The organism is Dysgonomonas sp. 25 (genome assembly GCF_010501075.1).
Classification (GTDB): domain Bacteria; phylum Bacteroidota; class Bacteroidia; order Bacteroidales; family Dysgonomonadaceae; genus Dysgonomonas.
Genome location: NZ_QVMN01000002.1, coordinates 417637 through 443827, shown reverse-complemented (window position 1 = coordinate 443827; position 26191 = coordinate 417637). Strand labels below are relative to the sequence as shown.

At 42.3% G+C, this 26191-nt stretch carries 19 protein-coding genes; 4 read left to right on the top strand and 15 right to left on the bottom strand.

Annotated elements, in window-relative coordinates; genetic code table 11:
* Nucleotides 1-113: 113 nt before the first annotated feature.
* Together D0T66_RS04950 and lgt are read right to left on the bottom strand one after the other, a co-directional pair.
* The gene (locus D0T66_RS04950; RefSeq protein WP_163356136.1) at nucleotides 114-1316 is read right to left on the bottom strand and encodes an FprA family A-type flavoprotein; all 1203 of its coding nucleotides are present in this window, start codon (nucleotides 1314-1316) and stop codon (nucleotides 114-116) included.
* Nucleotides 1317-1329: 13 nt separating this feature from the next.
* The gene (gene lgt / locus D0T66_RS04945) at nucleotides 1330-2196 is read right to left on the bottom strand and encodes a prolipoprotein diacylglyceryl transferase (RefSeq protein WP_163356135.1); all 867 of its coding nucleotides are present in this window, start codon (nucleotides 2194-2196) and stop codon (nucleotides 1330-1332) included.
* 345 nt (nucleotides 2197-2541) lie between these two features.
* Between lgt and D0T66_RS04940 the strand changes: the two genes are divergently transcribed.
* Genes D0T66_RS04940 through D0T66_RS04930 form a run of 3 tightly spaced genes read left to right on the top strand, consistent with a single transcriptional unit; the run spans nucleotide 2542 to nucleotide 7177 of the window.
* Entirely contained in the window at nucleotides 2542-4518 is a 1977-nt protein-coding gene (locus tag D0T66_RS04940) for a glycogen debranching enzyme N-terminal domain-containing protein (RefSeq protein WP_163356134.1), read from the top strand.
* Between the two features lie 23 nt (nucleotides 4519-4541).
* Nucleotides 4542-5798 carry a glycosyltransferase gene (locus D0T66_RS04935; RefSeq protein ID WP_163356133.1) on the top strand — a complete coding sequence of 419 codons (1257 nt, stop codon included), beginning with the start codon at nucleotides 4542-4544 and terminating at the stop codon, nucleotides 5796-5798.
* 11 nt (nucleotides 5799-5809) lie between these two features.
* The gene (locus tag D0T66_RS04930) at nucleotides 5810-7177 is read left to right on the top strand and encodes a glycoside hydrolase family 57 protein (RefSeq protein ID WP_163356132.1); all 1368 of its coding nucleotides are present in this window, start codon (nucleotides 5810-5812) and stop codon (nucleotides 7175-7177) included.
* A 49-nt stretch (nucleotides 7178-7226) separates the two neighbouring features.
* Here the strand turns inward: D0T66_RS04930 and D0T66_RS04925 are convergent, their stop codons facing one another.
* The 9 genes from D0T66_RS04925 to feoB form a co-directional block, all read right to left on the bottom strand.
* Nucleotides 7227-8750 (bottom strand): hypothetical protein, encoded by a 1524-nt coding sequence (locus D0T66_RS04925; RefSeq protein ID WP_163356131.1) that lies wholly within the window; start codon nucleotides 8748-8750, stop codon nucleotides 7227-7229.
* A 32-nt stretch (nucleotides 8751-8782) separates the two neighbouring features.
* Nucleotides 8783-10006 carry a phosphoserine phosphatase SerB gene (gene serB / locus D0T66_RS04920; protein WP_163356130.1) on the bottom strand — a complete coding sequence of 408 codons (1224 nt, stop codon included), beginning with the start codon at nucleotides 10004-10006 and terminating at the stop codon, nucleotides 8783-8785.
* 12 nt (nucleotides 10007-10018) lie between these two features.
* Nucleotides 10019-11359, bottom strand: a complete 1341-nt coding sequence (gene argH / locus D0T66_RS04915; RefSeq protein WP_163356129.1) for an argininosuccinate lyase — start codon at nucleotides 11357-11359, stop codon at nucleotides 10019-10021.
* Nucleotides 11356-11793, bottom strand: a complete 438-nt coding sequence (locus D0T66_RS04910) for an SRPBCC family protein (RefSeq protein ID WP_163356128.1) — start codon at nucleotides 11791-11793, stop codon at nucleotides 11356-11358. Before D0T66_RS04910 ends, argH begins: the two co-directional genes overlap by 4 nt.
* A gap of 9 nt (nucleotides 11794-11802) precedes the next feature.
* On the bottom strand, nucleotides 11803-12435 hold the full coding sequence (gene pyrE, locus D0T66_RS04905; RefSeq protein ID WP_163356127.1) for an orotate phosphoribosyltransferase: 633 nt from the start codon (nucleotides 12433-12435) through the stop codon (nucleotides 11803-11805).
* Nucleotides 12436-13088: 653 nt separating this feature from the next.
* Nucleotides 13089-14006 carry a hypothetical protein gene (locus D0T66_RS04900; protein WP_163356126.1) on the bottom strand — a complete coding sequence of 306 codons (918 nt, stop codon included), beginning with the start codon at nucleotides 14004-14006 and terminating at the stop codon, nucleotides 13089-13091.
* Nucleotides 14007-14035: 29 nt separating this feature from the next.
* Entirely contained in the window at nucleotides 14036-15652 is a 1617-nt protein-coding gene (locus D0T66_RS04895; protein WP_163356125.1) for a RagB/SusD family nutrient uptake outer membrane protein, read from the bottom strand.
* A gap of 18 nt (nucleotides 15653-15670) precedes the next feature.
* A complete protein-coding gene (locus tag D0T66_RS04890; RefSeq protein ID WP_163356124.1) occupies nucleotides 15671-18871 on the bottom strand; it encodes a TonB-dependent receptor in 3201 nt (1066 codons plus the stop codon).
* A 406-nt stretch (nucleotides 18872-19277) separates the two neighbouring features.
* Complete coding sequence (gene feoB, locus D0T66_RS04885; RefSeq protein ID WP_163356123.1) at nucleotides 19278-21761, bottom strand: ferrous iron transport protein B; 2484 nt, start codon at nucleotides 21759-21761, stop codon at nucleotides 19278-19280.
* Between the two features lie 473 nt (nucleotides 21762-22234).
* Between feoB and D0T66_RS16190 the strand changes: the two genes are divergently transcribed.
* The gene (locus tag D0T66_RS16190) at nucleotides 22235-22402 is read left to right on the top strand and encodes a hypothetical protein (protein ID WP_185154818.1); all 168 of its coding nucleotides are present in this window, start codon (nucleotides 22235-22237) and stop codon (nucleotides 22400-22402) included.
* Between the two features lie 40 nt (nucleotides 22403-22442).
* On the opposite strand, the gene D0T66_RS04880 is transcribed toward D0T66_RS16190, so the two are convergent.
* The 4 genes from D0T66_RS04880 to D0T66_RS04865 all read right to left on the bottom strand — a co-directional run bounded on the left by D0T66_RS04880 (nucleotide 22443) and on the right by D0T66_RS04865 (nucleotide 26098).
* Nucleotides 22443-23078: a hypothetical protein gene (locus D0T66_RS04880; protein WP_163356122.1), complete on the bottom strand. Its 636-nt coding sequence runs from the start codon at nucleotides 23076-23078 to the stop codon at nucleotides 22443-22445.
* A 95-nt stretch (nucleotides 23079-23173) separates the two neighbouring features.
* Entirely contained in the window at nucleotides 23174-23920 is a 747-nt protein-coding gene (fabG, locus tag D0T66_RS04875) for a 3-oxoacyl-[acyl-carrier-protein] reductase (protein WP_163356121.1), read from the bottom strand.
* Nucleotides 23921-23947: 27 nt separating this feature from the next.
* Complete coding sequence (locus tag D0T66_RS04870) at nucleotides 23948-24544, bottom strand: TetR/AcrR family transcriptional regulator (RefSeq protein WP_163356120.1); 597 nt, start codon at nucleotides 24542-24544, stop codon at nucleotides 23948-23950.
* 90 nt (nucleotides 24545-24634) lie between these two features.
* A complete protein-coding gene (locus D0T66_RS04865) occupies nucleotides 24635-26098 on the bottom strand; it encodes a sodium:solute symporter (protein ID WP_370520763.1) in 1464 nt (487 codons plus the stop codon).
* Nucleotides 26099-26191: the final 93 nt, after the last annotated feature.

Below are 26191 nucleotides of genomic sequence, written 5' to 3'. Positions count from 1 at the left end.
TTATAAATTCACTATGCAAATATATAAACAAATTCAGAAAAACAGCCTTTTTGTTACAGAAATAAACACCTGATATATAATAAATATCTCTTTCCTATTATTATAAATGTTTTCTATCTATCCTGTTTCAATCTATCAGCCATCGCCTTACCCAATTGCAGGCATTGCTTGTAGTTGTCGTGCGTCATCGACTGTTTCACTTCCACCGGCTCGCCGATTACTTCGAATTTCACATCCTCGGCAAATTGAGCTAAACGTTTCACGGCAGCCCCTGCCCATGTGAACGAACCGAAATAACCGAAATAGCGGTTTTTCATATCGCGGCTCTCTATCTTCGAAAGCAGGTACTCGACTTCGGGATATAACTTATTATTATAAGTAGGCGACCCGACTATCAATCCACGGTATTTAAATATATCGCGCAGGATATACGAATGCGAACGCTTCGATACATTGTGAAGGATAACCTCCCTGATTCCCTGCTGAGCCAGTTCGTATGCTACGGTTTCGGCCATTTGCTCCGTATGCCCGTACATACTTCCGTAAGCGATAACTACGCCTTCGTCGCCTTCATATTTGCTCAACTTGTCATAAATAGAAACGACCTTCTGTATCTGATCGGGCAATGTCCACGTAGGGCCATGCGTAGAACAGATATATTTTATATCCAGATTCGCTAATTTCCTGAGAGCAGCCTGAACGGGCGAACCGAACTTCCCGACTACATTCGAATAGTAGCGTATCATCTCATCATAATAACGTTCCGGGTGCAACTGGGCATCGGTTATGCCTCCATCGATTGTACCGAATGTACCGAAAGCGTCGCCGGAAAACAGTATTTTATCCGTCGTGTCGTAAGTCATCATCGTCTCGGGCCAATGCACCATCGGCGTAAGATAAAAGACCAGCTTATGCTTGCCCAGAGAAAGTTCTTCTCCGTCAGCGATGACCTTCACCCTGTCCGTGATACCATAGAAACCCTGTACCATATCGGCAGTACGCTTGTTCCCTACAATCTCTACATTCGGGTAGCGGCTGCGCAACAAGCCGAGCGAGCCGGAGTGATCAGGCTCCATATGATTGATAATGACATAATCGAGCGGTTTGCCATCCAATGCTGTTTCCAGCTTTTGGAGGAACACATCCGAGTAGCATATATCGACCGTATCGAACAAGACGGTTTTTTCATCCTTCAACACATACGAATTATAAGAAACCCCTTTGGGCAAAGGCCAGAGATTTTCAAACAATTCCTTCGTGCGGTCATTCACACCGACGTAAAACAAGTCTTCTTTTATTTTAATTGGCTCTAACATAACGAATTTTGATTTATTTTTTCTTTACAGTGATCGGTGCTTCTTTTACAGGCGGTTTGCGCAAAGCATTCCAGACAAGCCATATGCCCCATATAACAAACGGCAGGCTGAGAAGCTGTCCCATATCTATGCCGATAGCCTGACGCATATCCAACTCAAATCCTGCCTGAACATGCTTGAGAAATTCGATAAGGAAACGCGACAAGAATATCCCTATCAGCGACACACCCAGAATAAGCCCTTGACGCTCGTAGGCATGCTTTTTCCAGTACAGGAACATCCCGATGGCAAATACCGTCAGATATGCCAGCACTTCGTATAGCTGCGTAGGATGAGAAGGTGGCGTAAAAACAGGATCTACCCCCGTCCTCAGCACCTCGTCTATATTGGCAATGAAGCGGAAACCCCACGGCAAATCCGTCGGCCCGCCATATATCTCATGATTGAACAGGTTGCCCAAACGTATGCACGTAGCACCGAGCGCAACCCCTACCACCAAACGGTCGAGTGCCCAAATCATGCTTTTCTTCGTTATCCTGCGCGAGTATAGCCAGATAGCCACTACCATACCGATAGCACCTCCGTGACTCGCCAAGCCGCCTTCCCAGATAGCCAATATCTCCAACGGATGCGAGAGGTAATAGCCGGGCGCATAAAAAAGGCAATGCCCCAGACGCGCTCCTATTATCAGTCCGATAGCCACCCAAAGGAATAATTTTTCGAACCATGCCTCCGGCAACTTTTCGTGCTTATACATTCTTGACACTATCCAGGCGGTAGTCATAAGGGCAGACGCCCATAGCAATCCGTACCATCGTATAGGATGCCCGAAGATTCTGAAAATCTCAGGGTCTACAGTCCATGTTATTGATGAGAGCATATTTTTTTATGTTTTATATACTGATTTTACAAAACGAATGAGAAGCAAAGATATAAAATCCTACCGTAATCGGATTTTCCTCACGGACAAATTATTAATAAAGCCTCCGCAACCAAACCGGCAGGGCAGACAAACATCTGATATCCCGTATTTAATGCGGGAACACTAAGAAATGTAAAAAACTATTAAAAGATTAAACGGATGCTATAATTATTTGTTCAATTTTGTACATATTTCCAGTTAATTTTTAATATCTTTACTAAGAGAAGATAAAAGACTGATAATGTTCGAGTACTATTTATCCTATATTAACTTGAGTCTACCATTCATTAACATAGTGACATTATGCTATATAAAAACACGAAAAAGGATACATACCTGAAATTCGACAAAAACCGAATGACCAATCTGGAGTATTCGCTCGAAAGGGAAATCCTGCGGACAAACCGGCGGGGAGCGTATCATTGTACAACTTTGGTGGAGTGTAATACAAGAAAGCAACACGGATTGTTGGTTATTCCCGTACCCCGGCTCGACGATTCGAACCATGTGCTGCTATCTTCGCTGGACGAAACAGTGATACAGCACGGAGCCGAGTTCAATCTCGGAATACATAAATATGACGGTGATAATTATAGTCCGCGCGGACACAAATACATCAGGGAGTTCGATTGCGACTCGCTCCCGAAAACAATATACCGCGTAGGAGGTGTTGTGTTGTCGAAAGAGAAAATGTTCTCTCTGACAAACAATACGATATTCATCCGTTACACCCTGCTCGATGCACATTCGCCGACGATTATTCGTTTCCGCCCGTTTCTGGCATTCAGGGAAATAAATGAATTAACCTCCGAAAACAGCGTAGCCAATCATGGCTACAAGGAGGAAGACAACGGCATCAGTATGTGCATGTACACCGGTTATCCGAACCTGTATATGCAATTAAACAAGAAAGCCGAATTTATTTTCGAGCCGTATTGGAATAAAGGCATCGAGTACCTGCACGACCAGCGCGAAGGATTGCCCTACAAAGAAGACTTATACGTCCCCGGATATTTTGAAGTGCCTATTAAAAAAGGTGAATCAATCATCTTCTCGGCAAGCGATACGCAAATAAAACCCGAAGAATTAGAGCCACGGTTCGAGAACGGTATAAAAATACGCACCCCGCGCTCATCGTTCTACAATTGCTTGAAGAACTCGGGTAATCAGTTCTATTTCCGCCCTTCCGGCGACGAACTCTATCTGCTTAACGGCTATCCGTGGGGAAAGGTAACTGCCCGTTCGCAATTTATGTCCCTCCCGGGGCTTACCCTATGCATCGGGAATAAAGAAGCCTTCGAAGAGATTATGGATACAGCTATCCCTTCCATCAGGAACCTGATAAGCGGAAAACCTGTAACCGGCTTCCTCAAAGACTTAGACGGCATAGACGTTCTGCTATGGGTAATAAAAGCGCTGAAACGTTATCAGCAGACAGATAACGAAGCATTCTACCGGAAATATACGGATTTAGTCATCGATATTATCCAGTTCCTGATAAGCGGGAAACATCCGAAACTAATCGTTCAACGCGACGGATTGCTATCGACCAAGGAAGGTATACAGCAAACCATCTACGCAGGCGGAACGGAATGGAACGGAGAGCCTGTAATGAGCCGCCACGGCTGTCTGGTTGAAGTAAACGCCTTCTGGCACGATGCCTTGATGTTCGCACAGGATATTGCCGAAATTCAACGAAACGAGCCGCTCCTGCTCGAAATGAAGAAACTCAGCGAGAAGGTAAAAAGGAACTTCATAGAGACATTCGTCAATGATGCCGGATATTTATACGACTTTGTGGATGGCAACTATGTGGACTGGAATGTCCGCCCGAGTATGTTGTTTGCCGTATCCACCGACTACCCGCTGCTCGAGAAACGGTTGTCCAAATCCATTATGGACATCATAACCAAAGAACTACTGACAAGCAAAGGCATACGAACGCTAAGCCCCAAAGGCGCAGGATTCAAGCCCCGCTACGAAGGAAGCTTCTACGAGCGCGAGTATAGCAAATACAACGGAGGAGCTTATCCGTTCTTCCTCGGAGCATACGTCGACGCCTATATCCGGGTTTTCCAGCGAAGCGGCTATGCCTTCCTCGACCGTTTGCTCATCGGCATCGAAGAAGAAATGGCAAACGATTGCATCGGTTCCATTTCCGAAGTCTACGATGGCAGCTTGCCATACAGAGGGCACGGCATGGTTTCGTACGCCGTCAATGTGGCGGGTGTATTGTATGCCCTGGCCACGCAGGAAGCAGTAAATAAAGAATATGTATAACGCTCAAAAAAGCATCATAAGATATGAAAGCATTAATGTTCGGCTGGGAATTTCCGCCCCACATACTGGGAGGGCTGGGTACGGCCAGCTATGGGCTGACAAGGGGCATGGCCATGCAACCCGACATGGATATCACTTTTGTCATACCCAAACCATGGGGCGACGAAGACCAGAGCTTCCTGAAAATACTGGGAGCATGCAACACCCCTGTCGCATGGCGTGACGTATCGATGGAATATGTTTCGGAACGACTGTCTAAATATATGAACCCGCAGGAATATTTCGACCTCAGGTCGAATATATATGCTGATTTCAACTATATCGGGACAAACGATTTGGGATGTATCGGATTTTCGGGACGTTATCCCGAGAATCTATTGCAGGAAATCAATAACTACTCCATCGTGGCCGGCGTAATCGCCCGCACCTATCAGTTCGACATCATCCACTCGCACGACTGGCTGACCTATCCGGCAGGCATCCATGCTAAAAAGATATTAGGCAAACCGCTGGTTATCCACGTTCACGCTACCGATTTCGACCGCAGCCGCGGCAATGTAAATCCCGATGTGTACCGCATCGAAAAAGACGGGATGGACAATGCCGACCATATTATCTGCGTAAGCAACCTCACGCGCAATACGGTGATAACAAAATATCATCAGGACCCGTCTAAAGTTTCGACCGTACACAATGCCGTCGAGCCGCTAAGTCCCGAGATAGAAGCCATCAAACCGGAACGCGGGCTGAAAGACAAAGTCGTGACCTTCTTGGGACGCATTACGATGCAGAAAGGCCCCGAATATTTTGTCGAAGCCGCCCAGCGGGTTCTCGAGAGATCGAAAAATGTCCGTTTCGTTATGGCCGGAAGCGGCGATATGATGGAGCAAATGATATATTTAGCCGCCGAAAAAGGTATTTCCGACCGCTTCCATTTTACCGGCTTCCTCAAAGGGAAACAGGTGTACGAGATGCTGAAACGAAGCGATGTATATGTGATGCCGTCGGTATCGGAACCGTTTGGTATATCCCCGCTCGAAGCGATGCAATGCGGCATTCCTACTATTATTTCCAAACAATCGGGCTGTGCCGAGATTCTCGACAGAGCCATAAAGGTCGATTTCTGGGACGTGGAAGGGATGGCTGACGCTATCTACTCCATTTGCCAACGTCCTGCAATGGCTGACTTCCTCAGCATCGAAGGAAAGAAGGAAGTCGACGAAATCAAGTGGGAATATGCCGGACAAAAAGTAAGAAACATTTATAATAACCTATTGTAAATCACTATATCATGAAGACTATTTGCTTCTATTTCCAGATACATCAGCCGTATCGTTTGAAACGCTATCGTTTTTTCAATATCGGTTCAGACCATTATTATTACGACGACTTTGCCAACGAAGACTTTATCCAGCAAATTGCGGAGCTATCATTTATTCCGGCAAACAGAACGTTGCTGAATATGATAAATGAGCACAAAGGCAAGTTTAAGTTTGCTATCTCGATATCGGGTACTGCGCTGGAACAATTGGAGATATTCTCGCCCGAAGTAATAGACGGCCTGAAATTGCTGGCTGAAACAGGGTGCGTCGAATTTCTCGGCGAAACGCATGCTCATTCGCTTGCCTCGCTGATAGACCCGATAGAATTTAAGAATCAGGTAAAGAACCATTCGGAAAGAATAGAAACATTGTTTGGCGTGAAACCGCAGGTTTTCCGCAATTCCGAGCTAATCTATTCGGACGATATAGCCATGATGGTGCACGACCTCGGCTTCAAGGCAATGATAACAGAAGGAGCCAAACATATCTTAGGATGGAAAAGCCCGAATTATCTGTATCATTCGGCTGTACAACCCAAACTGAAACTCTTATTACGTAATATCGGTTTGAGTGAAGCTATTTCGACTCATTTTTCCGATTACAACTGGAACGAATATCCGCTTACGGCAGACAAGCTGCTCAACTGGATTTCGTCCACGCCGAAGGAAGAGCAGGTTATCAATCTCTTTATGAATTATGAGACATTGGGTAATTTCCACAAGAAAAGTTCGGGTATATTCCAGTTTATGGAGGCTCTCCCTCGTTTAGCTGCCAAACAGAATATCACCTTTGCAACGCCTTCGGAAATATCGAAAACATTCAAGCCTGTCGACAAAATATCGGCGCCATATCCTATTTCGTGGGTAGGCGAAGAGAAAGACACCTCTCCGTGGTTAGGTAACATCCTCCAACAAGAGGCTTTCAATAAATTATACGACCTTTCGGAGCGGGTGAATATGAGCCAGTTGAGACGTTTGAAACAAGACTGGTACTATCTGCAATCGAGCGACCATTTCTATTATATGGGAACGAAAACGGCTTTGCCGTTCAGCCCTTTCCCATCGCCATACGAAGCATTCAATACCTATATGAATGTACTCAGCGATTTCGAGGAACTGGTACAATCCGAATATCCGAGCTCGATAGAAAATGAGGAGCTGAACTCTCTGCTTCAAACGATATTGAATCAGGCTGATGAAATAACCCGCTTGGAAGAAGAAGTCAATCAACTGAAAGACAAAGGAAAAAAGCCTGTAGCGGTGAAGAAAGAAGAAAAGGCAGAAGAGCCAAAACCTTCGAAAACCCCAGCTAAAAAGACGAAGAAAGCAAAGGCTTAAATAACAAACAGATAGAAGAGACAGGATAGCAGGCAGTTATCCTGTTTTTTTATTCGTCGAGGTATTCCTGTCCATCCTGCAAACTAAGCCACCCCTGTCGCCCCGAGGCAGCAACGGTAACACGCAAAAAGTGTCCTGTCGGATGATCGTCCACCCAACTATAGCGAAGTTTCTTCATCTGCGGGTAGAGACCAATCAGACCATCTTTGTATAAAAAGAGCCCGGAATAGGAGTCGCTACCTAAATAGAAATGAGGGGGAAAGTGCTCTATTTTGTCCAATATAGGAGGGAATTGTTCTGTATAACAAAGAGTTTCCTTGGCGAAACAAGTGCTATCGATTGTCACAATTCCCAATTTACCGTCCTTCTCAGCAATAAGTGGCATACAGTCCAAACTACTGTGCATAGTGCTTTCTTCGACGTAAAAATAGGATACCTCCGCGTCATTGTAAACATTATCATACACTGCCTTTTCGATTTGATATTCGAATTGTTGTATCTCCTCGGATTCATCAATTACACAGCCAAATAAATCAAGCTTTTTACCCCTACTGACCAATAGTTTACGCCCATTATCTTCAATTGTATATCGCGTTTGGGGCAGATAACCGAAAATATCTTCCTCCCATGGGATAACATCAGCAAACCCAACGACCTTTCCATCTTTTATCCAACAATGCTCATTGCCGACGATAGCTTCCAGTATATTAGCCGAAAAAGTGTAGTCGTTCAGATAAACAGCCCGTAGATTATCGATGGGAAACGGTTTGAGTTGTTGATTGTAAATAGTCAGCCGGTTATTCTTGGATGCGATAACATATAAGCTTCCTATTCTTACAGTATCATAATTCTGCGGTAATACACTCTGATTAAACCTGTTATGCAGTTCACAACCAGTTTCGGTTTTCACAACTTTATATTTCGGTTTTTTCCTGAAGAGATACGAACTTTGAGCATTATCGAGGTCTCTCGCTTTCAACTTCCGTGCTTTGCCATACCATTGTATTTTCTCGCTTCCATAGCTATACGGCGGAGCAACTAACAGGCGTCCTTTCACAGGAATAATATATGCTCCTTCGTCCAATAGTTTGATAATATATTTATCTCCCAGTTTCAGATAGCAATAGCCCGATATTTTCACCCCACTCAATAGCCATTTAGTTTTTCTATCTTCCCTCCAATAGTCCAATATAGCAAAGTGGTCTTTATTGAGTTTCAACAATTCCAGACGGGTATTTTCATCTTCATAAATAAGATATTTTTTATTTACAAACCGCTTTTCGAATTGTTCGGGAGATAGCTTATTAATATTTTTCGTGTATACAGGATACTCTATATCAAGCTCATCCTCATATGTTTCGCGATAATCGACCTCCCAGTCATAGCCATTTCTCGAATCGACATTCCATTTGAAATCTAACTCGACTTCATCATACGTGTCATCGCTCTTATAATAGAATTTATTTATCGAGGGGTCTATCACATCTACAGGACCGGCATCAAGAACAACCTGCGCCAAAGCCGGAGCAAGAAAAAAGAAGAAAAGCAGAAACAAAACAGGTATTCGTTTCATAGCATTAAGGTATTGATATTTAGACAAAAGGACTAATCCTCGCCAACCAGCATCGAATCGCGATAGCCAAGGAAGTAAAGCACCCCATCCAACCCTACGGTAGAGAGGGATTGCTTGGCATTTTCCTTCACCTTCGGCTTAGCATGGAAAGCGATTCCCAACCCTGCTATTTCGAGCATAGGCAGGTCGTTTGCCCCATCGCCCACAGCAGCCGTCTGGCGGATATCGACCTTTTCCATTTGTGCTAACAAGCGTAATAATTCAGCTTTGCGCTTTCCATCGACAATATCGCCGACATATTTTCCGGTCAGTTTGCCATTTACTATTTCGAGTTCGTTGGCATATACATAATCGAACCCGTATTTATCTTTCAGGTAATTACCAAAATAGGTAAATCCACCCGATAGGATAGCAATCTTACAGCCACTCTTTTTCAGGATGCGGATAAGGCGTGTCATCCCTTCGGTGATAGGCAGATTTTCAGCGATTTCCTTCATCACCGATTCATCCAGCCCCTTGAGTAGGCTAACACGTTTCTTGAAGCTTTCGGAGAAATCTATCTCTCCACGCATAGCCGACTCGGTAATGGCTTTTACCTCATCCCCTACTCCGGCACGCATAGCCAGTTCGTCTATCACTTCGGTCTGTATCAGCGTAGAATCCATATCGAAGCAGACAAGGCGGCGCATACGGCGATACATGCTTTCTTCCTGAAAAGCAATATCTATCCCCTGCTTATCAGCCAATTGCATAAACTCGCCTTTCAGGTCGACTTCATTTTCGACGCAGCCTCTGATAGACAGTTCTATACACGAACGGCTCGGACGCTCACATTCCTCCAACGGAACGCGTCCTGTCAAACGTGTTATCTTTTCAATATTGAGTTTATATTTTTGTGCAATATTGGCAACAGATGAAATTTGTTCGGGAGTAAGCTTCCGCCCCAACATGGTCACAATATAACGGTTCTTTTTCCCTTGCAATGTCACCCATCGGTTATAGCGGTCTTTACCTATCGGCGAGAAGCGCACCATAACACCGATTTCGGTCGCTTTGAAAAGCAAATCTTTGATAACGTCTCCCGAATTATTGGCTTCGAACATGATAGCCAACGAGAGGGAATGATGAATATTAGACTGTCCGATGTCCAAAATATTGGCATTATGTTCAGCCAAAACTGCCGTCAAGGCAGCCGTTACTCCGGGCTTATCCTCGCCCGATATATTTACCAAAATAATTTCAGATTGCTTCTCCATTCTATGTGGATATTATTCCGCCGACCGGAGCAAAGAAGACTCCGCATCAGCTACTTTTTTGAAATTAAACTCGTCGATAAGTTGCTGTTTCAGCAAGTCGATTCTATCATTGCATAGATTGCCGATACTTCCTTCGTGCGTATGATGCACCATTTTATCATGCTCGAATTTACCTGCCTCAATGTCCAGACCAACTTTTTTATAAGCGTCGCGGAAAGGCATGCCTTCGAGCACAAGACGGTTTACTTCCTCTACACTAAAGATATAGAGATACTTATCGTCTTCGAGTATATTTTTGTTTATTTCTATTTCGGCCATCATGCGGTCAACCATCACCAGACAGTCGTTGATTTCTTCGAATGAAGGGATAAAGACTTCTTTGGTGATTTGCAAGTCGCGGAAATAGCCTGACGGCAGATTATTGGTTATCAGCGTTATTTCGTACGGCAAACCTTGCAGTTTATTGCATTTGGCACGCGTCAATTCGAATACATCCGGATTCTTTTTGTGCGGCATAATGCTCGAGCCGGTCGTATATTCATCGGACAATTTGATAAAGCCGAAATTCTGGCTATTGTACAGGCTGACATCGTACGACAATTTGGATAATGTAGCAGCAATTCCGGCAATAGCCGTCGAAACGATTCGTTCCATCTTGCCACGCCCCATTTGTGCGTATACGACGTTGTAATTCATCGTATCGAAACCGAGCAAGTCGGTGGTCATCTGCCTGTTAAGCGGGAAAGAAGATCCATATCCGGCCGCTGAACCTAACGGGTTGCGGTTGCATATACGATAGGCTGCCAATAGCATCTGAAGGTCATCGACCAGGCTTTCGGCATACGCGCCGAACCACAGCCCGAAAGAGGAAGGCATAGCAATCTGCAAATGCGTATATCCGGGCATGAGGTATGATTTATATTTCTCGCTTTGAGCCAACAGTGTATCTATCAAACGTGTTACCGACTCTGTCAGGAGGTGAATCTGATCGCGTGTAAAAAGTTTCAGGTCAAGTAATACCTGATCATTTCGGGAGCGTCCGCTGTGTATTTTCTTGCCGATGTCACCCAATTTGCGGGTAAGCATTAATTCTACCTGCGAGTGGACATCTTCGATGCCGTCTTCTATAACGAACTTTCCGTCGACTGCTATCTGATAAATGCTTTTTAACTCCTGCAACAAAACGGTCAATTCCTCCGCTGTCAGCAGCCCAATGGATTGCAGCATAGTTATATGCGCCATAGAGCCCAAAACATCGTAAGGAGCGAGGTATATATCCAAATCGCGGTCGCGACCGATAGTGTATGTTTCTACATCCTTATTTACACGAACGTTCTTTTCCCAAAGCTTCATTCTTTTCCGCGATTTATTAATTCGCCATAAGGTAATTGCGCCAATGTATCGGCAACCTTGTCCAGACCTTGCTGTAATGGCTTCGAAACCATTGGTTTGATAAAAGGATTCAAATCGGCTTTCAACGTCAATTTCATTTTCGTATCTGCCTCACCTTTCGAGACTAACTGTATCCACATCGTCAATGTAAAAGGCAATTGCTCCGATTCGAACTTAATCGTTTTACTCGGTTCTCTCTCAACGACATTGAATTTCACTTTGCCTACAGGATCTACGGTAATCGTTACAGAATCCTTGTCAAAAGAAAACTCTTTGATTTTATCTTCCGGAATGCGGTCTCTCACCAATTCCAGATTATTCAAATCAGAGAGTATAGTATATACATCCGCATCATTGTGCAGGATTGTCTTTATATCACTTACAAATTCAGCCATAGTTTTCAGTTATACCATCCATTTATCCGGCGCTTTCCGCCACTCTTGCAATGTTTCGAGATCTTCTTCTGCAATATAGTCGGTGCGAAGCGCTTCTTCGAGGATAGCATCGTAGTTTGTCAACGTAATAAGCTCCACATTCGCTTTTTTGAAGTTTTCGGTTGCTACGGGAAATCCATATGTGAAATTCGCCACCATACCAATCACTTCCGAGCCATCGCGACGTACTGCTTCCACAGCCTTCAAGCTGCTTGAACCGGTAGAGATAAGGTCTTCTACTACCACCACCTTGCTATCCGGCTTCAATTCGCCCTCAATCAGGTTCTCTAAACCATGGTCTTTAGGGGTAGAGCGGATATAAACAAAAGGTAATCCTAACGCTTCGGCCACGATAGCACCCGGAGCAATAGCTCCTGTTGCCACACCAGCAATAGCGTCTACCTCGGGGAAGTTCTCAAGGATAAGGCGGCTAAGTTCGATTTTTACAAAAGTACGTATTCTCGGGTAAGATATTATCTTACGGTTATCACAATAGATCGGCGCTTTCCATCCCGAAGCCCATGTAAAGGGGTTGGATGGTTGCAATTTAACGGCTCTGATACTCAACAATCGTTCAGCTGTTATTTTTTCCAGGTTTTTCATTTTTCCAGTGTCAAAAAGTAAATGAATAGATTAAAGTGCAAATATAGGCAATAATGAAAGATGAAGGAAGTATTTCCTAAAAAGAGTTACCTAAAAAAGCAAGGGGGATAGCTTTTGTATAGCAATCCCCCTGTATAGAATGTCGTATTGGTGAGATTATAGACGAAACCCCTAAAAACAGGATTTGAGAGCTCCGATCCCTTTGTAATCCACTGTGTCGAAGACATACCCGGAGGTTGTGGCCCGCCATTAGAACCGAACGCTTGTCTCGGTATTTTTATTAATTGATGAGTTTCCCAATCGACCAATACGACAACATTTCAAAGTCCTTTTGTTATTCAAATATAGCAAACTATTCGACCTTCGCCAAATAAAAACGGTATATTTTTATCTTTTGTGGTAATTGGTCGTACATCTACAAGTAGAACAGCCATATCCTGCTTTTTGTTTTCTCTTATCAAAGAAAAACTTATAAATGTTACGGGACAATATAAATAACACTGCCAATCCAATTATCGCTACTATTATTTCTTGCCAATTCATACTTCAAAGATACGTAATTCGTATTACACCGAAGTACCAAGAGGGTTAAAAAAAGAAAACGGTATCCTTAATGAGGATACCGTTTTTATTTAGAGTCAGGATCGAATACGTTACGGCAGTACTATTTTGAAAGCACCGTTAGTATTGGCTGTAAAGAAGTTTGCATTATACGCTGGAAGCTGAGATAGAAGCTTATTAGCTGGGAATGTTATAACTCCACCACTCAAAGTCCCACACATTCCAGCCGATTTTGCTTGGTCTAAAGTCCAACCTTGAGCTAACCGTAATCCAGCTAAACTATATACATAGAAAGCACCTTCTCTCCATGCTAATCCTGTATTTTGCAATTCGATATAAACTCCTTGAGGATCTACTGCATTTATCTCCATATAGTAATTCTTACTAGTATCCCAATCTCCCGGATCGTTATATGGATAAGCTGCTCCATATGGATATACAAGACGGTATAATCCCGGTTTTGCAACATTTTCTTCAATAGGTATCTGATATGATACAATTGGTGCGCCATACAGAGAAGTAAGGAAGTCTTCAGTGTATGTAGCCATACCCAATGGCAACCACATAATCCCTGCTTCAAATAGATACTCTGTATAGCCATTCTGTGCATATGCGAATGCATAATCATCATCTATAGATATAGAAACCTGATTATAAACGCCATAAATGATATCTGCAGGATTATAAGTGATTGTTATTGTCGCAACATTACTACCCGCCGTAAAACTCACAGCCTCCGGAATATTGAATATTCCAGATGTATCGGAAGATACTAATGGCACAGTTATAGCCTCTGTAGAGTTAATACGTGATATTTGTATATTAATAGAAGGCGATGTCGTAGATAGTATTAGCGGTTCTGTTGGGAACGGTGATGCAAAATAGGCTACCTGAGAGTCAGTAGGAATCTTGGGAGCTTTATAGCTTGCTTCCTCTTCCGAACAAGCAGCAAATCCTATCGATATACAAAGCACTAAAAGGATTGCATATATTTTATTTATTGATTTCATATTCATTATATTTAATTGTATTAATCAAATTATTGCCATGGAACGTATAAATCACTTGGATCTGGATTTTCATAACCGACCAATGCCGAATTGTTATTTTTTTCAGTCAAGACAATACAGAAATTCATCCATGCAGGACGAGTAGTTGTATTAAAACGACATACTTCAGAATGATTTGTCCCCGTATAACCGCGATTTACAGACAGATTTAAACGCTTGTAATCAAAAAAGTTAAGCCCTTCTCCCCATAATTCAATTCGTTTCTGGAATATAATTTCCTGTATTACATCATCTTGCGTACCTGCTGTACAAGTGTACGTTACATAACGATATGTTTGCATAAAGGTTTCCAACAAAGCTTTACCTTGACCTGCAGCTACATGTTCAGCAGCTTCAGCTTCTATAAAGTACATTTCTTCAATACGCATCAATGGATATGAGCAAGAGGATCCCACAGAAAACTCTTTTGTATTACCAGCACCCGGACGGAATTTCGTAGAGGCGTATGTTGGCAAATTCGTCGCAGCCCAAGTAGGGTCAATATATACATTCTGCCCATCCAGAGCACTACCTGCCGGAGCTTTCCATGAAAGTTTACGGAAGTCATCATTCGATATTCGAGAATACGTTCTTGCATCAATCATATAAAAAGGTCCTGCAGAGGCATATCCATAGAGCGCTTCATTAGAAGCCCAAGATGTCCAATTAGAAATACCTCTTTTTACAGCTAAATCTTCTTTCTGCAAAGAGGACCCCCACATCCAGGATCCTATTGAAATATCATTAAACCCATTTGTTGCACTCATCCATTGTGCCTTTGTTGTAGGAGTATACAGACCTGTATCTATTGCTTTACGAGCATACAACTTTGCATTAGGATAGTCTTCGACCCACATATACAAACGAGCTTTCAAGCCATAAATGACGCTCAAGTCAGGTAAAGTTTTTGAAAGACGAGGTGTGAAGTGTTGAATATAATCTTCTGCTTTATCTAAATCCGAAAGAATAAATTCATACATCTGCTGACGAGGCACACGAGGATTATTACGTGCTTCAGCTTCACCCATAGTCTCAGTCACAATAGGAACAGTAAGGTTCAGAATATCGTTTCCTGCAGCATTAGGCGAGGTTGTTCTATCATTAGGCAGGAATTCAAACATTTGCGCCATATCCAAATACAAGAAAGCCCTAAAAGCATGACCTACACCTAAATAGCCCAATTGCGTTTCTGATGCTGATGTAGGATCGATAGCTCCAATCATATTATTAGAGGTCAATACAAATTTCCAATAATAATTCCATATATATTGAGTCGAAGCACGACCATCATCCAAATATTGATTATTTTTCCAATTAGTGAATTTATCATAACCACTAGAGGCTACAACAGCTTCTTCGGTCATCACATCCCTGATACGCATCATAGCTGGATAGCCAAGTTCATAATGTGAGCCTGTATTCGTTTCTATTGTATTCGCATACGCAGGCATAGCCCATAATAAAGCCTCTGTAGCCTTATTTGATGAAGCTAACTGATCCTGAGTGGCTCCAGTTGTAGGATGAGTCTCATCAATACAGCCTGTGAATGAGAAAGATACTACACCACAGACAAATAATGTAGCCAATTTTAATATATTCTTCTTCATAATTCAATCAAATTTTGGTTAAAATGTTAGTGTTAAACCTCCCGAAATCGTACGCATAGGAGCATAGTAAGAAGATGTTGCAGAGCCCGTGATACTTTGGCGTGGATCTAATCCTTGTCGTTTAGACCAAACAAAAACATTATCACAAGCCACATATAACCTCAACTTCTCAACACCGACCTTATCACAAAGTATATTTGGTAAAGTATAGCCCGCATTAATATTCTGCAAGCTCAAATAGGAAGCATCAGTCAACCATCGAGATGAGATAGAAGATGTATATTGATCTCCATATTGGAAACGAGGTATTTTAGAAGAGGTATTTTCAGGTGTCCACGATTTCAGTACATCTGCATGAAATGCATTACCTAGTCTATTTGCTGATGGTGGAGACATATATCCTGAATAATCAGAATCATATACCTGTCCTCCTATCTGATAGGAGAAATCTATAGAAAAATCGAAGTCTTTATATGACACACTAGTACCAAATCCTCCATTAACATGAGCCATAGCAGTACCACAGAGATAATTATCAGCCTCTGCATATGCTGTTGTTTTTTCACGTGTTATATTTCCTGAAGCATCTTTCACATCTTTGTAATATAAAGGCTCTCCATTTTCATTCACACCTGCAAATTTACGCAGATAGAATGTATATAAAGAGATTCCCTCTCCAAAGAAATGATTACCACTTGAATAACCTTTTACTCCTTCAGGGGTTATGAGAGTTTTCTTCTCTTTTGGCAGGTAAGTAACTTCATTATCTACATAGGTCAAATTTGCGCGAACGTCCCATGTCCAATCTTTAGTCACAATAGGAGTACCATTCAATTCTATTTCAAATCCAGTATTCCTCATATCCCCAATATTAGCAAGATAAGAAGTATATCCAATAGAAGGTGGAAGTGAGAATATTGATAACATATCAGATGTCTTACGATAAAAATACTCTATGGAACCAGACAAACGTCTGTCAAACAATTCAAAATCAAAACCACTATTAAATGTTCCTGAAGTCTCCCATGTAATATTTTTATTTCCCATACTAACAGGCACCGCTGCCGGATTTCCCGAAGAATTAACAATATTATACGTATTGACATAGCGATAGTCCCCAATCTGGTCATTACCCATCTCTCCATAAGATGCTTTAAACTTCAGCATATCTACCCAATTATATGTAAACCATTTTTCACTGGATATGTTCCACGCACCTGAGAATGACCAAAAATTTCCCCATCGATTATCAGGATGAAAACGAGATGTTGCATCGCGTCGATATGACATTGATCCAAAATATTTATTATCATAACTATATTGGCCACGGAATATATAACCTTCTGTATTGTAATCAGTCGTATATGAAGCAGGAGATCCATCAATAACCGCCCCATTCAATTCATGGTTAGAAGGATCGAACATATTCGTTTTTGAACCTGATAATGTATAATATTTACTCCTATATGCTTCATGCACTAATGTAACATCAACTTGATGTAATCCGAAGCTCTTTCTATAGTCCAATTGTTGCTGAAGATTATACGAACGGGTTCTCCCATGTCCTTTACTAACAATACCTTTCGATTCCGCATATGCTCCATAATATGGATTAGTAACAGTTGTAGAACGCTCTTCGTCTACATTTACATTGTTCTTTGTCGTAAATTTAAAATCTTTCAAAAATCGAATTTCGGCTATTCCTGTTGCATCAAAAGCATTTCCTTCCGAAGTTCTTGTATTCAACAAAGCATCAGATAAAGCATTTGCCTCTGTAAATATAGGGCGCGACAGGCCAGCATTACCTTTATCTCCGTAGTCATACATTTTAATTTCATTACGATCATACATTACATTTCCATTCGCATCACGAATATATAATGGATATATTGGCGCTATACTTGATGCTATGGCAAAAACGTTACCAGAAGAACCAGAAGAACCGTCATTAGCCATACTATTTACCTTATAACGAGCATATGACATATTTCCGGAAACTTTCAACCAAGGCTTCACTTGATAATCGGCTTTTAATCTTCCGACAAAGCGTTCATAACCAGAATTAATAGAAATACCCTCATTATCTAAATACGAAAATGATGAGTAAAAAGTAGATTTATCTGTTCCCGCCGATATACTAACATTATATTCCTGGCGAAGACTGCTTTTATAAGCCGCATCCATCCAATCGTCTGCAGTAAGGTAATATTGCTTTCCATCAGGACCAGTAACTGTATTCCCAAGAGTTGCATATGGGTTCAATTTCCCATTCGCACCTATCAAATATTGTCCTGTCGGTACATTATAAATATTATACCCCAATCCATAATCACTATTATTTGTTAAATTTTGGTTCGCCAAAATATGAGCATTTGCTTCACCATGCCCCAAGCGGTTTATGAAGTAATTCTTCAATGCTCCATAATGAGTTTCGTAGTATTGAGCAGGATCAGTTATCAATTTATAATCTCTCATCCCTTTAGAATTACTACCCCATTTAGTATCGACTGTAACGCGAGCTGATCCAGATTTCCCCTTCTTAGTCGTAACAATAATTACCCCATTCGCGCCACGAGCACCATACAAAGCCGTTGAAGCAGCATCTTTCAGAACAGTCATAGACTCAATATCCTGATTGCTTATAATATTCATATCACCATCATACGGAACACCATCAAGAACAATCAAAGGTGCATTTCCGGCATTGATGGAAGTAATACCCCTAACACGAATTACCGGATTAGAAACACCCGGTTGCCCTGATGCTTGTGTAATCTGAACTCCTGAAACCCTACCAGTTAAACCTGATATCGGATTCGAAGTTTGAAGTTTTCCTATATCATCAGCACCCACAATAGAAGCAGAACCTGTAAACGAAGACTTAGTCGCTGTACCATAAGCCACAACGAAGACTTCCTCGAGCGTTTTAGCATCTTCTGACATCGTTATTTTCATATTTGGAGTAGCCTTACGTTCAATAGCTTTCATCCCAATCAATGAAAATACTAAAGTTTCTTTTCCGGCAGGCATCTCGATAGAAAATGTTCCATCGATATCCGTAGATACTCCCACAGTTGTCCCCTTCACAACAACTGAGGCTCCGATAACTGGTTCACCAGCTCCGTCAACAACTGTTCCGGTGATAGTTTTCGTCTGAGCCGAAATAAATCCTATACTTAAGAATAAGCAGGATAAAATTAACATCACTCTTTTCTTCATACAAACACTACTTATTAATTATTAATAAAACGTTTCTTTCATTTTGTTACATATGGAAAGGCTTTTCCAGACTATATATATACCAGAGAGCAAAAATATACTTTTTTTTGCATAAATACTACATATTTTTGCTAAAAATGTGAATTATTGCAAAATGCAAGCTAATAGGAACGTAAAAATTAAAATTATTATTAACAAAACCAAACAAAGTGTTAAATCACACACTTTCAATAACAAAATGAAAGCAATAGATACGAAACAACTGTAAATCAATCTATTTTAATCAAACAAAAAATCTACATCTTAAACAGTCGGAAAGGTGAAATTGTTTAGATAAGCTATAGTGTTAAGAAATATTCAATATTCAATTATTTGCTTTTTTTATGAATATATATACAGTGTAATTCTATAGTAAACTTCCTATCTGATAAACAGCAAAGGAGAGCACCCAAGCCAAAAGCGTAGTATACATGACACTAAACAAGCCCCATTTCCACGAACCGGACTCTTCTTTGATGGCGGCAACTGTAGCAACACAAGGAAAGTAAATCAACACAAAAAGCAACAAACTGACAACTGTTAACAAAGAGAATGTCTTGCTTCCATCGGGTTGTGTATCGTTCCAGATACGCATCCTCAACGATTCTTCATTCTCTGAATCTCCCGTATATAAAACTCCGAGCGTACTAACAACAACCTCTTTGGCGGCCATTCCCGACAAAAGGCTGACGCTTATCTTCCAGTCGAAACCAAGCGGACGCATAGCCGGCTCTATTGTTTTCCCGATACGCCCGATATAGGAGTTCTCCTGAAGTTGCGCATTATACTGCTCTTCAAGCTCTTTCAACTGCTCCTCTTTTGCCTCCTCATCAATTGCCTTTTCTGCATATTGCTGTTCAACAAGCGTCACCTGATTCTCATAGGTCGTATTCAACAGCTCATTCTGCGGGAAATAGCCCAAGAACCAGATGATGATAGAAGCAATCAGAATAACTCCCCCCATCTTCTTGAGGTATTGCTGGGATTTATCCCACATATGGGTAACAACGGAACGGAGCGTCGGCATACGATATGGAGGCAGTTCCATCACAAAAGGTGTATCTTCACCTTTGAACAGGAACCGCTTGAATAACCGCGCCGATACAACGGCTATCAAAATACCGATACCATACAAGCAAAACAAGGCCAGTCCTGCATAGTCCGGAAAGAATAGCGTAACAAACAACACATACACCGGCAAGCGGGCGCTACAAGACATAAACGGGTTGATAAGCATCGTTATCATACGGCTATTGCGGCTCTCGATGGTGCGGGTAGATAAAATAGCCGGAACATTACATCCAAAGCCCATTATCAAAGGGATAAAGGATTTACCGTGAAGCCCCATTTTGTGCATGACTTTGTCCATAATGAAGGCTGCACGTGCCATATAGCCCGAGTCCTCCATAAAGGAGATAAAGGCGTAGAGTATGACAATATTGGGCAGGAAGACAATCACTCCACCTACTCCACCGATAATACCGTCGACCAGTAAGTCTTTCAACATGCCTTCGGGCATCAGTTCTTTTACAAAACCTCCCAACCACTCAACGCCGCTTTCGATCCACTCCATCGGATAACCTCCCAGCCGGAACGTACATTCGAACATAACCCACATAAAGAGGAAGAACAAAGGGAATCCCCAATATTTATGCGTCATAATGGCATCGATGGCCGTTGTGATATTCGACTTGAAGGTTTTCTCCTTGAAGGTTTCCTTCAACCCTCCGGCAATGAAACCATAGCGGGCATTCGTCAATGCCGATTCGGTATCTTCGTTAAGCGTTTCCTCCGCTTCTTTCAACAGCTCATCCCTGTATAGCAGGATATTATTTCCCCCTGCAAAGGATGAGATATAGGATTCGATATCCTTATCCTTCTCTATCAATTTGACAGAGATATAACGACGGGGAAATATAAAACGCTCTTTCAGTGTCTTCTCTATATGTATATTCAGCTTGCTGATAGCATTTTCGAGCGTATTGCCATAATAGATATGGATATGGCGGACAATAGGCTCTTTATCCTCATATACCCGGATAACAGTATCGAACAATTCATCGATTCCTTCACCCGTCTTGCTCACTGTCGGCACAATAGGGATACCTATCATCTTCGACAGGCTTGCATAATCGAACTGCGCGCCACTGGCTTTCAGCTCGTCATACATATTGAGCGCAATAATAGTCGGAGCCTCAATGTCTATCAATTCAGTCGTCAGATACAGGTTGCGCTCAAGATTGGATGCCGCCACAACATTGATTATAATGTCGGGCTTATCCTCGATCATATATTTACGCACATACAACTCCTCGGGTGTATAAGCCGAAAGCGAGTATGTGCCCGGCAGGTCTACAATGTTTATCGTGTAACCTTTATGCTTAAAGCGGCCTTCTTTCGAGTCGATTGTCACCCCTCCGTAATTGCCGACATGCTCGTGCCCCCCCGAGGAGACGTTGAACAACGATGTCTTTCCCGCATTCGGGTTGCCGACTAAGGCTACTGTAATGGTCTTTTTTCCGTTCTTTTCTTTTGCCGCCTTAGGTACGCAAGGTACATCCTGTTCTTCGTGGATAATCTGCTCTTTCGATTCTTCGTCCTGTTTCGGCTCTACATTCCCGGTCGTATCGGGATAAACAACTTCTATCAATGCTGCTTCGCTGCGGCGCAAGGAGACTTCGTAATCCATCACTTTATACTTAATCGGATCTTTGAGAGGTGCATTCAGGATAACCTTGATGCTTTTCCCCTTTATAAAACCCATCTCAAGAATACGTTTGCGGAATGCTCCACTCCCGTTTACTTTTACGATGATTCCTTTTTCTCCTGTTTTTAGTTCCGAAAGAAGCATAATAGTGATTTTGCAATAGAAATTGGCTACAAAGATGGGATTTTTTTACCAAATATCCATTACAAAAACAATATTATTTAGAATCATTATAAAGAACTCTCTGCAATCCGCCAACCTGTACAGTTGTCAAGTTATACAAAAAACTTACTCCGCTGATTATCAACTGAAATTTAGTTAAAACTTGACACACTTGACATATATTACGCGATACAGTGTTTTTTCGCCCCCTCCCACCTCCCCCACGAGGGGAGGCTGCTCTATAGATAAAACTTTCTTTCACACTTACTGACAATTAACAATCAGCGATCGAGGAGCGTAGGCGACTCAAAAAGTCCCTCTCCGATTGGAGAGGGATATAGGGTGAGGTGCATTTCTCCCCGTATAGATAAATCTTCCGGGAGAAGATGCAACTATATGGCAGGTATTTTGTTTAAATAGTAAACAGGCCTATAAACTAAAAAATGCCATATGCTATGAGTGGAAGAAGAGAAGAACTGGAAAAGGAATTGGAACTTGCCAAGAAAAGAATAGACGAAGCGCCTAAAGACACGCCGCATGCGTTGATAGAGGCATGGACAAAGGAACTCGACAGTATATCGTTCGAGTTGAATAATCTCTACGACGACGAAGAGAATGATTAAAAGCAACTGATTTTCAGGATATTATTGTATATCCGGCAATCTATTTTACCATCAGGTTAAAAGCTCCGAAAGAGTTGCCGGATTCTTTAAACTCGGGAAAATCATCTATCGAAACGATCTTATTTAATCCCATACCCCTCAGGCTTTGCTCGTCGCCCCTCTCACTATATGAGTTATATCCAATGACGCCTTCCGTATCTTTGGATATATTCGCAACATTGAACTGCCCGTCCGAAACGAAAACAATCCGGGGAGTATGTAGTTTACCTCTGACTTCGGTATAACAATATGTGTCTCCGACAAAAACACCTTTTGTGGCTTCCAGATTTTGTTCTACGAATAAGATCACATTCTGAAATATAGCGCTTTTTACCTGAATGCTCCCACTTACAGCTAATATTTCCATATTTGCCATATAAAGGTTTTCCACAAGAATGTTACCGTTTATGAATAGCTGATTAATGCCTTCCGGAAGGTCTTGAACCGAATGAAATTCTCCATTAACGACTAAATCGCCATCATATAACCAAAGCGTTTCAGTAATACCGGATTTTATAATATTCTCTTTCGTTATATTACCTTCTAACCAGTTATCAATAATGTTCTTAAAAAAAGGATTTTGTTCAATCAGTTCTATGAGCCTGTTTTCGTCTAATAGTATAAGTTTGTCTTTCATTTTATAAAAGTGTTAATTTTCGTGTTCTACTTCCAATTCGGCAGGATAATAAAAATCATATCCTGCCAAACAAGAAGTATGCTAATCAGCTATTATTACATATTCATACCGCCGCAGACAGGGATAGCTTGTCCTGTAACGTACGACGAAAGGTCTGAACCTAAGAATACGGCTACATTGGCTACATCCTCAGGAGTTCCTCCACGGCGAAGCGGAATTTGCTCTGCCCATTTCTTTTTCACGTCTTCAGGCAATACACCTGTCATTTCGGTAATGATAAAGCCCGGACAAATACAGTTGGCACGTACTCCGCGCGAACCGAGTTCTTTGGCAATAGATTTAGCCAAACCAATCATACCAGCTTTAGAAGCCGAGTAGTTTGTTTGTCCCGCATTTCCCGAAAGTCCTACCACCGAACTCATATTGATAATATTACCGCTTTTTTGTTTCATAAATACCGGAGTAAGCGCATGAATGAAGTTGAAAGCCGATTTCAGGTTGATATTGATTACCATATCCCATTGCTGTTCTGTCATACGCATCATCAAACCATCACGTGTGATACCGGCATTGTTGATAAGGATATCTACCTGTCCGAAATCTTTGATAATCTCTTCTACTACCTTGTGTGTATCGTCAAAGTCTGCCGCATTCGAAGCATAGCCTTTCACCTTCACGCCGAGTTTAGCGATTTCAGCTTCAGTAGCCTTTGCATTGTCATCGATAGCTAAATCGGTGAATGCAATATTAGCTCCTTGTTCAGCATATTTCAAGGCAATAGCTTTACCGATACCGCGCGCTGCTCCTGTAATGATGGCAGTCTTTCCTTCTAATAATTTCATAATTTGTTCAGATTAAAAATGAATGATTTAAGTATTTGTTTTCTTCTTCTTTATTCCTTCGTAAATAAGATAAGCAATATTCCTATCCGTCTCGTCCGACTGGTCGCGCGAACCGATTTGCCCACGCAGATAAGGCAGTTCCAACCCTTTCAGCGCATGGTGCAATATCTCGGCTATGATGTGTGTATCGGGCATCTCCAGAACACCCTCTTTCACGCCATTGTCGAGTATATCCTTGATTACTTCTATCTCTTTGTTGTCGTATGCCTTGCGCACATACTGCACCCGCCAGATATCGCGGAAGAAGTCGGCTTTGAGCGTCCCGTTACGGGCAACGACCTTCTTCACAATATCGAAACGTGTCTTGAAAAAGAGCAGGAGTTTTTCATCGGCCGGGAGATTGGCTGCTGCCACCTCTTGCAAGGATTGCAACATCTGTTCGAGCTCGGATTCGAGTACGGCCTGATAGACCTCGTTTTTGTTGTTGAAGTATGTATACAGCGTACGCCGCCCTTTGTGCGAAGCGACGGCAATATCGTTCATAGTCGTATTTTCAACGCCCAGCTTGGCAAATAACTGCCTGGCTACTTCGATGAGTGTATTTCGGGTTTTGTTAATCGACATACGTTAATTATTGCACATAACTATATACTTTGTGCAAATTTAATACAAAATATCTTATTGCTTTATCTTGGACGGATATTTTAATGGCTTTTAAAGATTCTTTCTCTCCGCCAAAGGCCTGTTCAACGAAAGCAACCATAAGCCCAGCACGGTAATCAGGCCATTGAACAAGAGTATCTCATACCCCACTTTATATCCGAAATATTTTAACAAATACCAGTCTACAACGAAGCATAGCGCCGGCGCAAGGACACAAACGACAGGCACAAGCGCATCCCGTGGCGTTTTTTTCGTAAACAGCCCGTAAAAGAATAACCCGAGCAAAGGCCCATAGGTATAGGATGCTGCCTTGTATATGGTGTCGAGAACATTATTCTGCCCCACAAGATGGATGATGAGAATCACAAACAGAAAGACGATACTCATCAGTGCGTGCACCAGGCGGCGAAGCTTCTGAGAGGCTTTGTCGTCCCTTTTCCCGATACCTAACAAGTCTACGCATACGGTAGTCGTCAGCGAGGTCAGCGCCGAATCGGCATTGGCAAAGGAGGAGGCGATAATGCCGATAGTGAAACAAATCAAAGCGGGAACACCCAGATAATTGGTCACAATATACGGCAGTATTTCGTCCGTCTTTTCAGGCAAAGCAATACCACGCGCAGAGGCATACACCAGCAACAATACCCCTAAACCCATAAACAGCAGGTTCAAAGGCGTAAAGGATATGCCGGAGAATATCATATTCTTCTGGGCATCCTTCAGCGTGCGGATAGTCAGGTTTTTCTGCATCATGTCCTGATCCAGCCCGGTCATCACAATCACAATCAATATACCGCTAAAAAACTGTTTGAAGAAGTTCTGCGTAGACGCCCAATCGTCGAAGACGAATATGCGTGAATGTTCATTCTCGACAACGGTGCGAAAAATATCCACAGTACCCATCCCTAACTGGCTTGCCACCTGATAGATAATCAATATCACGGCCACTACAACACAGATTGTCTGCAACGTATCAGTCCAGACGATTGTCTTTATCCCGCTGCGATGCGTATAGAGCCATATCATAGCAATGATGCATGCCACCGTCACGGGGAAAGGTACGTTCCATTGGTCGAAGACCAGCGTTTGTAAGACCAGCACCACCAGATAGAGCTTTGCTGCCGAGCCTATTATGCGGGAGAGGATGAAGAAGGAAGCCCCCGTTTTATACGAATATTGCCCGAAGCGTTGCTCCAGATAGCCGTATATAGTCGTGAGTTGCAATTTATAATATAAGGGCAAGAGGACATAGGCCACAATCAGGTAGCCGGGGATAAAGCCCAGCACCATCTGCATATAGGTCATATCTATATTGCCTACAACTCCCGGAACGGAGATAAAAGTCACCCCCGAAATGGAAGCGCCTATCATGCCGATAGCGACCAGATACCAAGGCGATTGCCTGTTGGCAAGGAAGAAAGCATCATTATCCGACCGCCTGCTTGTCAGGTGTGAGATAAGGAGCAATACTCCGAAATAGAGGACAATGATGATAAGGATATAGATACCCACGATATATTGTACTTTACCGTTTTCAGTCCCAAATGTATGAAATAATAGATAATTATCCCGCAAAAAAAGTAAAGGAATCCCCATCGGAGATCCCTT